The sequence below is a fragment of the Pseudoalteromonas lipolytica genome, assembly GCF_003515105.1.
Classification (GTDB): domain Bacteria; phylum Pseudomonadota; class Gammaproteobacteria; order Enterobacterales; family Alteromonadaceae; genus Pseudoalteromonas; species Pseudoalteromonas lipolytica.
Map to the genome: position 1 here is coordinate 861,246 of NZ_CP032090.1, position 12,771 is coordinate 874,016.

At 43.1% G+C, this 12,771-nt stretch carries 10 protein-coding genes and 1 tRNA gene; 9 read left to right on the forward strand and 2 right to left on the reverse strand.

What is annotated here, in order from left to right; all coding sequences use genetic code 11:
- The first annotated feature begins 13 nt into the window (after window positions 1–13).
- The 5 genes from guaB to rimI all read left to right on the forward strand — a co-directional run bounded on the left by guaB (window position 14) and on the right by rimI (window position 4,189).
- A complete protein-coding gene (gene guaB, locus D0907_RS03955; protein ID WP_036970614.1) occupies window positions 14–1,483 on the forward strand; it encodes an IMP dehydrogenase in 1,470 nt (489 codons plus the stop codon).
- A gap of 101 nt (window positions 1,484–1,584) precedes the next feature.
- A complete protein-coding gene (gene guaA / locus D0907_RS03960) occupies window positions 1,585–3,162 on the forward strand; it encodes a glutamine-hydrolyzing GMP synthase (protein WP_065978447.1) in 1,578 nt (525 codons plus the stop codon).
- Between the two features lie 146 nt (window positions 3,163–3,308).
- A tRNA-Trp gene (locus D0907_RS03965) sits at window positions 3,309–3,385 on the forward strand.
- Window positions 3,386–3,453: 68 nt separating this feature from the next.
- A complete protein-coding gene (locus tag D0907_RS03970; RefSeq protein ID WP_036970608.1) occupies window positions 3,454–3,756 on the forward strand; it encodes a hypothetical protein in 303 nt (100 codons plus the stop codon).
- Window positions 3,743–4,189 (forward strand): ribosomal protein S18-alanine N-acetyltransferase, encoded by a 447-nt coding sequence (rimI, locus tag D0907_RS03975; RefSeq protein ID WP_065978446.1) that lies wholly within the window; start codon window positions 3,743–3,745, stop codon window positions 4,187–4,189. The genes D0907_RS03970 and rimI overlap by 14 nt, the downstream gene beginning before the upstream one ends.
- 3 nt (window positions 4,190–4,192) lie before the next feature.
- Here the strand turns inward: rimI and D0907_RS03980 are convergent, their stop codons facing one another.
- Entirely contained in the window at window positions 4,193–6,847 is a 2,655-nt protein-coding gene (locus D0907_RS03980; RefSeq protein ID WP_118844052.1) for a hybrid sensor histidine kinase/response regulator, read from the reverse strand.
- Window positions 6,848–7,096: 249 nt separating this feature from the next.
- Between D0907_RS03980 and prfC the strand changes: the two genes are divergently transcribed.
- The 4 genes from prfC to D0907_RS04000 all read left to right on the forward strand — a co-directional run bounded on the left by prfC (window position 7,097) and on the right by D0907_RS04000 (window position 12,140).
- Window positions 7,097–8,680: a peptide chain release factor 3 gene (gene prfC, locus D0907_RS03985; RefSeq protein ID WP_036970600.1), complete on the forward strand. Its 1,584-nt coding sequence runs from the start codon at window positions 7,097–7,099 to the stop codon at window positions 8,678–8,680.
- A 59-nt stretch (window positions 8,681–8,739) separates the two neighbouring features.
- Window positions 8,740–10,482 (forward strand): arginine--tRNA ligase, encoded by a 1,743-nt coding sequence (gene argS / locus D0907_RS03990; RefSeq protein WP_118844053.1) that lies wholly within the window; start codon window positions 8,740–8,742, stop codon window positions 10,480–10,482.
- A gap of 245 nt (window positions 10,483–10,727) precedes the next feature.
- Window positions 10,728–11,366, forward strand: coding sequence for a pyridoxamine 5'-phosphate oxidase (gene pdxH / locus D0907_RS03995; protein ID WP_065978444.1), 639 nt, complete (start codon window positions 10,728–10,730; stop codon window positions 11,364–11,366).
- A complete protein-coding gene (locus D0907_RS04000; RefSeq protein WP_036970590.1) occupies window positions 11,367–12,140 on the forward strand; it encodes a TatD family hydrolase in 774 nt (257 codons plus the stop codon).
- Here D0907_RS04000 and D0907_RS04005 read toward each other — a convergent pair.
- Window positions 12,107–12,727, reverse strand: a complete 621-nt coding sequence (locus D0907_RS04005) for an AhpA/YtjB family protein (protein ID WP_036970587.1) — start codon at window positions 12,725–12,727, stop codon at window positions 12,107–12,109. The genes D0907_RS04000 and D0907_RS04005 overlap by 34 nt on opposite strands.
- Window positions 12,728–12,771: the final 44 nt, after the last annotated feature.

Sequence of the window (12,771 nt, forward strand, 5' to 3'; positions counted from 1 at the left end):
AGAAGTTGCCAAAATGCTTAGAATTGCTAAAGAAGCTCTTACCTTTGACGACGTACTTTTAGTACCAGGTCATTCTACTGTTTTGCCACACACGGCAAATATTTCAACTCGCTTAACGCGTGGTATCAAACTTAACTTGCCGCTAGTTTCAGCATCTATGGATACTGTAACAGAAGCTCGCTTGGCGATTGCGCTAGCGCAAGAAGGCGGTTTAGGTTTTATCCACAAAAACATGACAATCGAAGAGCAAGCTAAAAACGTACGTAAAGTAAAAACGTACGAGGCAGGTATTGTTTCTTTCCCTGTTACTGTGACTGCGGATCTAACAATTGCTGATGCTATCGCGCTTTCAGAAGAAAAAGGTTTTTCAGGTTTCCCTGTAACCGACGCTGACAATAACCTTGTAGGTATTGTTACAAGCCGTGATATGCGTTTTGAAACTAAACTTGAGCAGCCTGTTTCTACAGTGATGACGAAAAAAGAATCGTTAGTGACTGTAAAAGAAGGTGCAGACCGCGATGAAATTTTAGGTCTCATGCACGAGCACCGTATCGAAAAAATTCTTGTAGTTGATGATGCATTTAAACTGAAAGGCATGATCACTGTAAAAGATTATCAAAAAGCACAAGACAAACCTCACGCATGTAAAGACGAACAAGGTCGTTTACGTGTAGGCGCTGCTGTAGGTGTTGGCCCAGGTACTGATGAGCGTATCGCTGCCCTTGTTGAAGCGGGTGTTGACGTATTACTTATCGATACTTCACATGGTCACTCACAAGGTGTTATCGACCGTGTTGCACAAACTCGTCAAACATACCCAGATTTACAAATCGTAGCGGGTAACGTTGCGACAGCTGAAGGTGCAATTGCCCTTGCTGATGCAGGTGTTGATGCCGTTAAAGTGGGCATTGGCCCAGGCTCTATCTGTACTACACGTATCGTTACAGGATGTGGTGTACCACAAATCACCGCTATTTCAGATGCAGTTGAAGGCTTAAAAGGCCGTGACATTCCTGTTATTGCTGACGGTGGTATTCGTTTCTCTGGCGATATCGTAAAAGCACTGGTTGCGGGTGCATCATGTGTCATGGTGGGTTCAATGCTCGCGGGTACAGAAGAAGCACCAGGTGAAGTTGAGCTATATCAAGGCCGTTACTACAAGTCATACCGTGGTATGGGTAGCCTTGGTGCGATGAACCAAAAAGAAGGTTCATCAGACCGTTACTTCCAGAAATCGAACGAAGCAGACAAGCTTGTTCCTGAAGGTATCGAAGGCCGTGTTGCTTATAAAGGACCTATTGCGACAATCATTCACCAACAAGTGGGTGGTCTTCGCAGTGCAATGGGCTTAACTGGCTGTGCGACAATTGAAGAGTTAAATACTAAACCTCAGTTTGTCCGTGTAACGTCGGCTGGTATGGGTGAATCACATGTTCACGATGTGCAAATCACCAAAGAAGCGCCAAACTACCGTTTAGGTTAATAACCGTAACGTATTGAAATTACATGGGCTAGCATATGCTAGCCCTTATTTATTTTTCATCTCCCCTGTGGGAGAGCAGTTCCTGACTAACGAGATACTCCATGAGCAAAGACATTCACGATTCACGAATTCTCATTTTAGATTTTGGTTCGCAATACACGCAATTAATCGCACGTCGTATACGTGAAATTGGTGTTTACTGTGAGCTGTGGGCTTGGGATGTAACAGAAGAGCAAATCCGCGAGTTTAACCCACAAGGTATTATCTTGTCGGGTGGCCCTGAGTCAACAACGCTTGATAACAGCCCACGTGCTCCAGAGTATGTATTTAATGCAGGCGTGCCTGTACTTGGTATTTGTTACGGCATGCAAACAATGGCAATGCAACTTGGCGGAAGTGTACACAGCTCAGATAAGAAAGAGTTTGGTTATGCGCAAGTTGAAAAAGTAGGCAACTGTGCGTTATTCGATGCTATTGAAGATCACATTACAGATGGCGGCGCAGGCGTACTTGATGTATGGATGAGCCACGGCGATAAAGTAATGGAAGTACCTGATACTTTCAAAACGACTGCTAAAACATCAACGTGTCCACATGCTGCTATGTCATGGGAAGAAAAGCGTTTTTACGGCGTACAATTCCACCCAGAAGTGACACATACTCACCAAGGTCTTCGTCTTCTTGAGCGTTTTGCGATTGATATCTGTGGCTGTGAAAAGCTTTGGACACCTGCAAAAATCATCGACGATGCGATTGAGCGAATTAAAGAAACAGTCGGTGACGATGAAGTTATCCTAGGTCTTTCAGGTGGTGTTGATTCATCGGTTGTTGCGATGCTTATTCACCGTGCGATTGGCGACAAGCTGACTTGTGTATTTGTTGATAACGGTTTACTTCGTTTAAACGAAGGCCAACAAGTCATGGATATGTTTGGTAACAAGTTTGGCCTAAACATCATCAAAGTAGATGCTGAAGATCAATTCCTTGCAGATCTTGCCGGTAAATCAGACCCAGAAGACAAGCGTAAAGCAATTGGTCATACATTTATCAAAGTATTTGATTCAGAAGCGAAGAAACTGAAGAATGCACGTTGGTTAGGTCAAGGTACTATCTACCCAGACGTGATCGAATCTGCTGCATCAGCAACAGGTAAAGCACACGTAATCAAGTCTCACCACAACGTAGGTGGTTTACCAGACGACATGGAAATGGGTCTTGTTGAGCCTTTACGTGAGCTATTCAAAGACGAAGTACGTAAAATCGGTCTTGAGTTAGGTTTACCGTACGACATGCTTTACCGTCACCCATTCCCAGGGCCAGGTTTAGGTGTACGTGTACTGGGCGAAATCAAGAAAGAATACTGTGATTTACTTCGCCGTGCAGACGCTATCTTTATCGAAGAGCTACACAAAGCTGAGCTTTACCACAAAGTAAGCCAAGCGTTTACGGTATTCCTACCTGTTAAATCAGTCGGTGTAATGGGTGATGCGCGTAAGTATGATTGGGTTGTATCACTGCGTTGTGTAGAAACAATCGACTTTATGACAGCACGTTGGTCACACTTACCTTATGAGTTCTTGGGGGTGGTGTCTAACCGTATCATTAATGAAATTGATGGTATCTCACGCGTTGTTTACGATATTTCAGGTAAGCCACCTGCAACTATCGAGTGGGAATAATCCTTTTATTTCTGTAACTACCGTATAAAAAACGGCGGATTAGCTTGCTAATTCGCCGTTTTGTTTATTTTGAAAGCAGTTGAACCACAAACTGTGTTTTTTTACTTTACCTTTATAAAAAGCTCTATATAATTCATCGTCATTGCAGGGGCGTAGTTCCAATTGGTAGAACAGCGGTCTCCAAAACCGACGGTTGGGAGTTCGAATCTCTCCGCCCCTGCCATTTCTTCCCGCTTTACTTTAATCGCAAATCTCCCTATATTACTTGCTCTTAATCATGATTGAGTTGTTATGAATCCAAGTTACGCTGCGATATTTTCTGTACAATCTTTAGAGTTAAACCAACACTATCGAACAGTGCCTGATGTTCAAGTAGAACATGCGCCAATGTCTGAGCAAACGCCGCTTACACTCTCGTTACAGTTTCATCATGATCTTGAAAAAGCATGTGCTCCTTTGGTGATTACACACGTTGTCAAAGCGCCAAATATAAGCTGGCAGGATGGCTGTTTAGCCTTACCAAGTGAGAAACTTAACAGTGAGCAAAAAAAACAATTGTGGTCTTTAATTGGTGAACAACTTGATAAGCTTTAAGCCTGTTGATGCAAATTATATAACTCAGCTAATGACAATCGAAAATGCCTGTCACAGTCACCCATGGACCGAAAAAACCATGTTGTCGTGTTTAGCTGGACGTTACTTTAATCTTGCCGCTTTTAAAGGTGATGAGATGCTTGGTTTTTACATTGGTGAGCAAGCTGGGCCTGACTACACGTTAATGGATATTTGTGTGGCGCCAAGTCATCAGGGGCAGGGCATTGCAAAGCAGCTTTTAGATGCTTTTATTCATCATGGTGAGCAACAGCACGCTGAGAATCTATTTTTAGAAGTGCGAGAGTCAAACACGCGTGCCATTGCACTATATGAGCGTGCAGGTTTTTCTCATATGTCGGTGCGAAAAAATTATTATCCGACAGCAACAGGTAACGAAGATGCCATTTTAATGGGCTTAACTTTACGCTTCTAGCGTTTAAGAAGCCTTTTTTAACGCACTGATAAGCATTTCGTAACTTTGTTCTATTTGCTGGGCTTGGTTACTGCGTAGTGCCGTTTCGAGTTGCCCCGCAGTCTCATGGATTTCCTCAAAGCTAAAGCAACCCGCACTGCCTTTTAGACTGTGTGCCAGCGAGCGTAATGCTTCCCACTCTTTAGTTCGGTACAACTGCACGACTTGGTTGAGGTAGTCAGGTAATTTAGAACGGTAGTTGTCGTTAATTTGCTGGAACTTCTCACTCTTGAGTAAATTTTCCCACTTGTTTTGACTGTCTTTTTCAATATTTAAATAACTAACCAGCACTTGCTCAAGGGCATTTTTATCAATCGGTTTTGCAAGTGCTTCATCGCAGCCTGCTTCGAGATAGGTGTCAACATCGGTTTTCATTACATTTGCCGTAAGCGCGATGATTGGGCCATCGTAGGCTGCATGGCGCAGCATTTGCGTCGCCTCTAAACCACCCATAACAGGCATTTGCATGTCCATAATAATGAGTTGGTAGTCATTGACGAGTGCCATTTCAACGGCTTCTGCGCCGTTTTTCGCGATGTCTGGCTCAAGTCCCCAGGTCTGTAATAACAGTTTGATAAGCAATTGGTTATCAGGGTTATCTTCGGCGACCAATATATTTGCATCAAAACTATTTGAGGCAAAAGAAAGCTGTAGATCTTTACTGGGTGACAATTGCTCTAAGTTATGAATAAAGGCGTCATTTTGTTGTTGCTCTGGTTTTAGGTGACACGCAATTTGCACTGTAAAACAGCTGCCTATACCGGGCTCGCTCTTAAGGTAAACATCCCCTCCTAATAGCTGAGCCAAGTTTTTCGAAATACAAAGTCCTAACCCAGTACCGCCAAAGCGGCGAGTTGTTGTGGCATCGGCTTGTTCAAACGGTTTAAACACCCGTTCAACTTCGCGCTCTGACATACCAATACCTGTATCTTGAATCGCAAATTCTAGATATTGTTTTGCACTGTTGTAGCGAATATCAATGGAGATATGCCCTTGTTCGGTAAATTTCACTGCATTACTAGCTATGTTGATTAATATTTGCTTTAAACGGGTCGTATCACTGTTAATACTTTTAGGAATTGGCAGGCTGTAGTTAATTGTAAACTCTAATCGTTTTTCGTTTGCCAGTGGACGAATAATCGAATCAAGATCATGAATTAATTGGACGACTGAGCATGGCCCACACTCTACAGCAAGCTTTTCAGCTTCAATCTTTGATAAGTCGAGAATGTTATTAATGAGCTCAAGCAGGTGTTTTGAGTTTCTTAAAATAGTGCTTAAATGCTGGTCGTCATTCACGGCATCTTTATTGTGAAGTAGCTGTTCGGTAAACCCCATAATGGCAGTAAGAGGCGTGCGAATTTCATGACTCATATTCGCTAAAAAACGACTTTTAAGTTGATTCGCTTGTTCAGCTTGTGCAATGGCTATTTCAAGCTTGCTATTCATTGCTTCAAGTGCTTTTGTACGGCTTTCAACTTTATCTTCTAGGTGGTGTTTATACTCTTTTAACTCATCTTGATAATGACGAATCTGGTTCACCATGTGGTTAAAGTCGTTAAATAATACACCGACTTCATCATTGGTGTGGGCGGGTAAATACACCGATAAGTCACCATCTCCAACGCGATGGCTGGCCGCACCCAATAACTCAACAGGGGTGAGTAGTAAATTGCGTACCACAATATAAATTAAAATGGGTAACGAAATAACCGAGATGATCACAATCAGCGCGGTGATTAAACTAATGGCTTTACCAGATTGGTAAAGTAAATCTTTGGGCGTGGTCGATACGTAATAATCGCCATCGGTCATTTGTACCGCATAAATAATACGCTCTTCTTTATCGATACTCGACAGTTCAATGCTAGACAGCTTGCCATAATCGGCCAAGCCTTTAATTTGTTCTAATTCATACTCACTTAAATAGTTGCCCCGTAAATCGTAGTCGGAGCTAAAGAGTATTTGCCCTTTACTGGTCAAAAATAGGTTTAAGGTGTTATTAAAAGGGGCTTCTAAAATACTGGTGTTCAAAATTGATGGTTCAACATGAACAACGATAAAGCCTAACTCTTGGGGTCGTTTTAAGTAATAGTCGATATTGTAGATAGGGTGCACAAAATAAAGACTGGTTGAGCCGTCTTCTTTGGGGATCATAAATTGTTGTTGACGCAAATTAGACTGTAGAACTTGATCAAAAAACGGGTAACTTTTAGGTGCAGGAGTTAATTGGCTCGAATAAAACGCATCACTTTTACCTTGCGAGTCAACATAGTTAATGCTGACAATATCAGGGTACGCTTCTGAGTAACTGGCAAATACATTCATTAACTCGCCGAGGTGTTCTATATACTGATTTTTCGAATTAGGCTCGCGTGCTAAAAAATCGGCAAGTACCGGAGAGGTTGATAAAAGGCGAGTGATGGAATGAAATGAGTCAATATAGTTGAAAATTTTATGCTGTTGCTGCTCAACAAAGCGACTCACAATAAGCTCTGCTTGTTTTTTTGTTGAATTGGTCACATTGGTTAACGTAAAGCCACCTAAAAACAACAAAGGTAAGATCACTAATGGCGTGATATACCATAATAATCGAATACTGAGCTTACTGGTTTTCATGACCTAAATTGATATCCCTCCGTGCAATTTGTCAATAGTATGCGTTACAACTTGATTACACAAGCTTAGCAAAAAAGTGAACAACGAAAATTGCTTATCAAGGGGGAATAATTACTTACAATCGCTGCTTTTTTGGCTAAGACAAACAGGGTATAATGCCCGCAATTCTATTTTATTTTTCAGTGCGCACCGAGGACTCTCGTTTTTAGAGCCGCTAGGTGTGCTTTGTTATGACTAAAAGCAGCTTACATGTCTAATTTAACTACCGAAATTAATAAACGACGCACCTTTGCGATTATCTCGCACCCGGATGCGGGTAAAACCACCATTACAGAAAAAGTGCTGTTATTCGGACAAGCAATCCAAAAAGCAGGTACCGTAAAAGGTCGTGGCTCAAACCAGCACGCTAAATCTGACTGGATGGAAATGGAAAAAGAACGTGGTATCTCGGTAACTACGTCAGTAATGCAGTTTCCCTATAACCAGCGTTTGGTAAACCTTCTTGATACACCAGGACACGAAGATTTCTCTGAAGATACATACCGTACTTTGACCGCAGTTGACTCGTGTTTAATGGTTATCGATGCGGCAAAAGGTGTTGAGGATCGCACACGTAAATTAATGGAAGTAACGCGCTTACGTACCACGCCAATCGTTACCTTTATGAATAAGTGTGACCGTGATATTCGTGATCCTATGGAGTTATTAGACGAAGTAGAAACCGAACTAAACATTGCATGTGCACCAGTAACATGGCCGATTGGCTGCGGTAAAGAATTCAAAGGTGTTTACCATATTCACCGCGAAGAAACGATTTTATATAGCACCGGCCAAGGCCACACTATTCAGGAAGTTCGTACAATTAAGGGCTTAGATAACCCTGAGCTAGATGCAACCATCGGCAGCGAACTAGCAGAGCAATTACGTGAAGAACTTGAGCTGGTAATGGGTGCATCGCACGAGTTTGACTTAGACCTCTTTTTAGCAGGCGAACTCTCACCTGTTTACTTCGGTACGGCGCTAGGTAACTTTGGTGTTGACCATGTACTAGATGGCTTAACTGAGTGGGCTCCGTCACCATTACCACGCGAAACAGAAGATCGCCAAGTGCTTGCAACAGAAGAAAACTTCACTGGTTTCGTATTCAAAATTCAAGCGAATATGGACCCTAAACACCGTGACCGCATTGCTTTCATGCGTATCGTATCAGGCAAATACAGCCAAGGTATGAAGATGAATCACGTTCGTATTGGCAAGCAAGTGAGCATTTCTGATGCGGTAACCTTTATGGCCGGCGACCGCGAACGTGCGCAGGATGCTTATGCGGGCGATATTATTGGTTTACATAACCACGGTACGATTCAAATTGGTGATACTTTTACCCAAGGTGAAAAGTTGAAGTTTAGCGGTATTCCTAACTTCGCGCCTGAATTATTCCGTCGTATTCGTCTAAAAGATCCTCTTAAGCAAAAGCAGTTATTAAAAGGCTTAGTGCAGTTATCAGAAGAAGGGGCGGTGCAAGTATTTAGACCACTTATTAACAACGACCTTATCGTTGGCGCTGTTGGTGTACTACAGTTTGATGTGGTTGTTGCACGCTTAAAAGCAGAATACAACGTAGATGCTATTTATGAAGGGGTCAGTGTTAATACTGCACGCTGGGTAAGTTCAGACGATACTAAAAAGTTTGAAGAGTTTAAACGCAAGTGCGAAAGCAACTTAGCGCTAGATGGGGGGGATAACCTTACTTACATCGCGCCAAGTCGTGTAAACCTAAACTTATCAATGGAACGTTATCCTGATATTAAGTTTAACCATACACGCGAAAACTAAGCTTACACAGGCACATATTTTAAGTGCCCGCATGGCGGGCAATAAAGGTAAAAATTACAATGAACATCCGTACTCTTTTAATTGAAAAAGCCGTTGCAGCCATGGTTGCAGCAGGACTACCCGAAGACACGAACCCCGCGGTAACACAAAGTACACGCCCGCAGTTTGGTGATTACCAAATCAATGGCGCGATGGGAGCGGCTAAAAAGCTAAAATCAAACCCACGCGAACTGGCACAAAAAATTATCGATAACCTAGACCTTGCTGATATCGCAGAAAAAACAGAAATTGCAGGCCCAGGTTTCATCAACATTCACTTAAAGCCTGAATTTTTATCAACAAGCTTAAAAGCAGCGAATGAAGATGAAAAGCTCGCGGTTTCACCGCATGCAACCGCACAAAAAGTTGTGGTTGATTACTCATCACCCAACCTTGCGAAAGAAATGCACGTTGGCCATTTACGTTCTACGATCATTGGCGATGCCGTTGTTCGTGCGCTTGAGTTCCGTGGTGATGATGTTATTCGTCAAAACCACATGGGAGACTGGGGTACGCAGTTTGGTATGTTGATTGCGCACTTAGAAGACCAAATTAGCCAAGGTGTCGACTTAGACAAAGTGGCTCTGGCAGATTTAGAAACCTTCTACCGCGATGCGAAAAAACGGTTTGATGATGAAGAAGGCTTTGCCGATAAAGCCCGTGACTACGTGGTTAAATTACAAGGTGGCGATGCGCACTGTGAAAAGCTGTGGAAGCTATTCATTGCCACGTCAGTGAAGCACTCTGAAGAAGTGTATAAGCGCTTAAATGTTACGCTTAAACAAGGCGATATCATGGCTGAAAGTGCTTACAACAGTGAGCTTGCTAATATCATCGCTTTATTAAAAGACAAGCACATTGCTGTTGAGTCTAATGGCGCACAAGTTGTGTTTCTAGACGAGCTTGCTAATAAAGACGGTGAACCTTCAGTATTTATCGTGCAAAAATCAGGCGGCGGTTTCTTATACGCGACAACTGACTTAGCAGCGTGTGATTACCGCTCAAACAAACTAGGTGCTGACCGTATCTTAATTTTTGTTGATGCGCGTCAAAGCTTACACTTTAACCAAGTTGAGCTAACTGCACGTAAAGCCGGTTTGTTACGTGATGAAACTAGTTACGAGTTTTGCCCATTCGGCACCATGATGGGTGAAGATGGCAAGCCATTCAAAACACGTACGGGTGGCACCGTTAAACTAGCTGACTTACTTGAAGAGTCAATCACGCGTGCAGCAGCAAAACTTGCAGAGCGTGAGTCTGAACTTAGCGACGAAGAGCGTAGTGAAATTGCCCGTAAAGTAGGGATTGGCGCAGTAAAATATGCGGATCTTTCAAAGCACCGCACCAGCGACTATATCTTCAATTGGGATACGATGTTGAGTTTCGAAGGCGCAACTGCACCTTATCTTCAATATGCGTATACGCGTGTTCGCAGTATTTTCCGCAAGTCAGGTATTGATGCCGCTTCATTAACAGCAGACGTTGCTATCAACGAGCCGCAAGAAAAAGCACTTGCGCTAAAACTTCTCCAATTAGAAGAAGTACTCGACCTGATGATCAGCGAAGCAACACCACACGTACTATGTGGATACCTATACGAACTTGCAAGCCTATACATGACGTTCTACGAAGCGTGCCCAGTACTTAAAGACGGTGTAGAACCAAGTGTACGTGATAGCCGTTTAGTACTGTGTAATTTGGTTGCGAAGACGCTTGAAAAAGGGTTGGATTTGTTAGGTATCGAAGTTATGGAGCAAATGTAATCTGCTTCGTGTAGTTCGCTTTAGCTGCGTTAATGAGTTTATTTAGCCTAAGTCACATACAAAACACGTATGCTCCTTGGCATAAATAAGCTCATTGCCTTGCTAGCACTCCTACACTCGCAGATAACGTATGTTACCGCCTTCGTAGGTTGGGTAGAGCGCAGCGACACCCAACAAAAATTGACAAGATATAAATGTTGCTTAATTTTTAGCTGATAGCTTACTGTGATAGAAGGAATTTTTAAATGAAACTTGAAGATATTCGCCGTGAATATTTACAGGATGGTTTATCTGAAGACATGCTTGATGCATCGCCTATCAAGCAGTTTGAAAAATGGCTTGAGCAGGCTGTGGCAACTAACTTGCCAGATCCGACGGCAATGGTGGTGGCAACGGTTGATGAGCATGGTCAGCCTTCGCAGCGCATCGTTTTGCTAAAGCACCTTGATGAAAACGGCTTCGTGTTTTTTACCAACACGGGTTCACGCAAAGCGCAAGAGCTTAAAGGGAACAACAAAATTTCCTTACACTTTCCTTGGCACCATATGGAGCGTCAAGTAATTGTGTATGGTGAAGCAAAACCATTACCAACCACAGCAGTGGCAAAGTACTTTTTATCGCGTCCTAAGGAAAGCCAGCTTGCAGCTTGGGCGTCTGCGCAAAGTCGTCCTGTCTCGTCTCGTAAAGTGTTAATGGAAACCTTTGCTAAAATGAAGCAGAAGTTTTCTGATGGTGAAATTCCTCTCCCTGATTTTTGGGGAGGGTACTGTGTAGAGCCGACTAAAGTTGAATTTTGGCAAGGCGGTGCACACCGTTTGCATGACCGCTTTATGTATCAGCGCAACGCTGACGGCAGTTGGCAATTCGGTCGTTTAAATCCATAAATGCGTTTTATTGATTCCCATTGTCACCTCGATTTTAGCGAGTTTGATGAGAATCGCGACGCGCTTATCGACGCGTGTCAAAACGCAGGGATCGCACACTTTGTTGTGCCGGGTATTAGCTTGGCACAATCGACCCAATTGCTTTGCTTTTCAAAATCGTATCCAAGCGTATCAATTGCACTAGGCTTACACCCTTATTTTTTATCACAGCATCAACCTCATCATCTAAGCGAGCTAGAGCAGCTTGCTAAAACCCATGCGAATGAACTTGTTGCGATTGGTGAATGCGGGCTTGATCGCAGTATTGATAATCTTGATAAACAAATTGCGTTATTTGAAGGGCAGATTGAGCTTGCTAACCAATTGGCACTCCCGCTGATAGTTCACCACCGACAAAGCCATGATCTCATTGCGCGTTCATTCAAGCGATGCAAGCCTAAATATGGCGGGGTAATTCATGCATTTTCCGGGTCGCAGCAACAAGCAAACAGCTATATTAAGCAAGGTTTTAAACTCGGGGTGGGTGGGGTGATAAGTTACCCTCGAGCTGAAAAAACACGCCAAGTGATAAGTAATATTGCCCCCCAGCATTTAGTGCTTGAGACCGATGCGCCCTCAATGCCACTTGCAGGCTCTCAAGGGCAAATCAATACGCCACTAAAAATACGAGAGGTGTTTACTCACCTATGTGAGCTAAAAGGTGTCTCGGGTACTGAAAAGCAATTGTTAGCTGATGCGCTTTATGACTCTTGCTCAGCACTTTTTTTGATATAACGATTTACCTGCCAGCGCTTTAATCCTCGGCCTAGTTGCCATGTAAAAATACAGGTAATAACCAACATGAGTAAGACCTGTCTGCCTAAATCATGAAAACTGCTGTGGCTGGTTGCAATTGACGCTTGTGTTAAATAAGTGATGGTTACAAAGCCTATCGGACGCTCATCATCGCTTATTACAGGCTCGACAAAGGGGGTTTTGAGTTTACTTATTCCCGGAGTCGAGTCTGGTAAAAGTCCAAATGTGTGGTGGCTTTGCCAGTTATCACTGGCGGCAATTTGGATCCCTTGTTGGTCATAAACGATGGCTGCTAAAACATACTCGTCTTCTGCTATGTTATTACACAGTGCATTTAATGCGGGCTTATTTTTTTCTTCGAGCGGGGTCTGCGCATTAAGCGCCATAAATTTTGTTAGGCTTGTCGCGGTACTGTTTGCACTGTCATAAAGTAGTTGATGGCTTTGAAAGCTACTATTAACGGCAACCCAACTAAGCAACACAAAACAGGCCGCAGCTAGGCTTAATCGCACGATGCGTTGGCGATAAGTAGCCGAAAATGGAGTTTTAAGTTGGTTATTTTTCATAGTCACCGTATACGCTGCTGACAGCTTTTACAATTGATGGTACA

What these genes read in the sequence shown, in the direction of transcription:
- prfC (WP_036970600.1), top strand. Translation starts at nt 7,097, where the DNA reads ATGTCTAATTTAACTACCGAAATTAATAAACGACGCACCTTTGCGATT.
- guaA (WP_065978447.1), top strand. Translation starts at nt 1,585, where the DNA reads ATGAGCAAAGACATTCACGATTCACGAATTCTCATTTTAGATTTTGGT.
- D0907_RS03970 (WP_036970608.1), top strand. Translation starts at nt 3,454, where the DNA reads ATGAATCCAAGTTACGCTGCGATATTTTCTGTACAATCTTTAGAGTTA.
- pdxH (WP_065978444.1), top strand. Translation starts at nt 10,728, where the DNA reads ATGAAACTTGAAGATATTCGCCGTGAATATTTACAGGATGGTTTATCT.
- D0907_RS03980 (WP_118844052.1), bottom strand. Translation starts at nt 6,847, where the DNA reads ATGAAAACCAGTAAGCTCAGTATTCGATTATTATGGTATATCACGCCA.
- D0907_RS04000 (WP_036970590.1), top strand. Translation starts at nt 11,367, where the DNA reads ATGCGTTTTATTGATTCCCATTGTCACCTCGATTTTAGCGAGTTTGAT.
- D0907_RS04005 (WP_036970587.1), bottom strand. Translation starts at nt 12,727, where the DNA reads ATGAAAAATAACCAACTTAAAACTCCATTTTCGGCTACTTATCGCCAA.
- guaB (WP_036970614.1), top strand. Translation starts at nt 14, where the DNA reads ATGCTTAGAATTGCTAAAGAAGCTCTTACCTTTGACGACGTACTTTTA.
- argS (WP_118844053.1), top strand. Translation starts at nt 8,740, where the DNA reads ATGAACATCCGTACTCTTTTAATTGAAAAAGCCGTTGCAGCCATGGTT.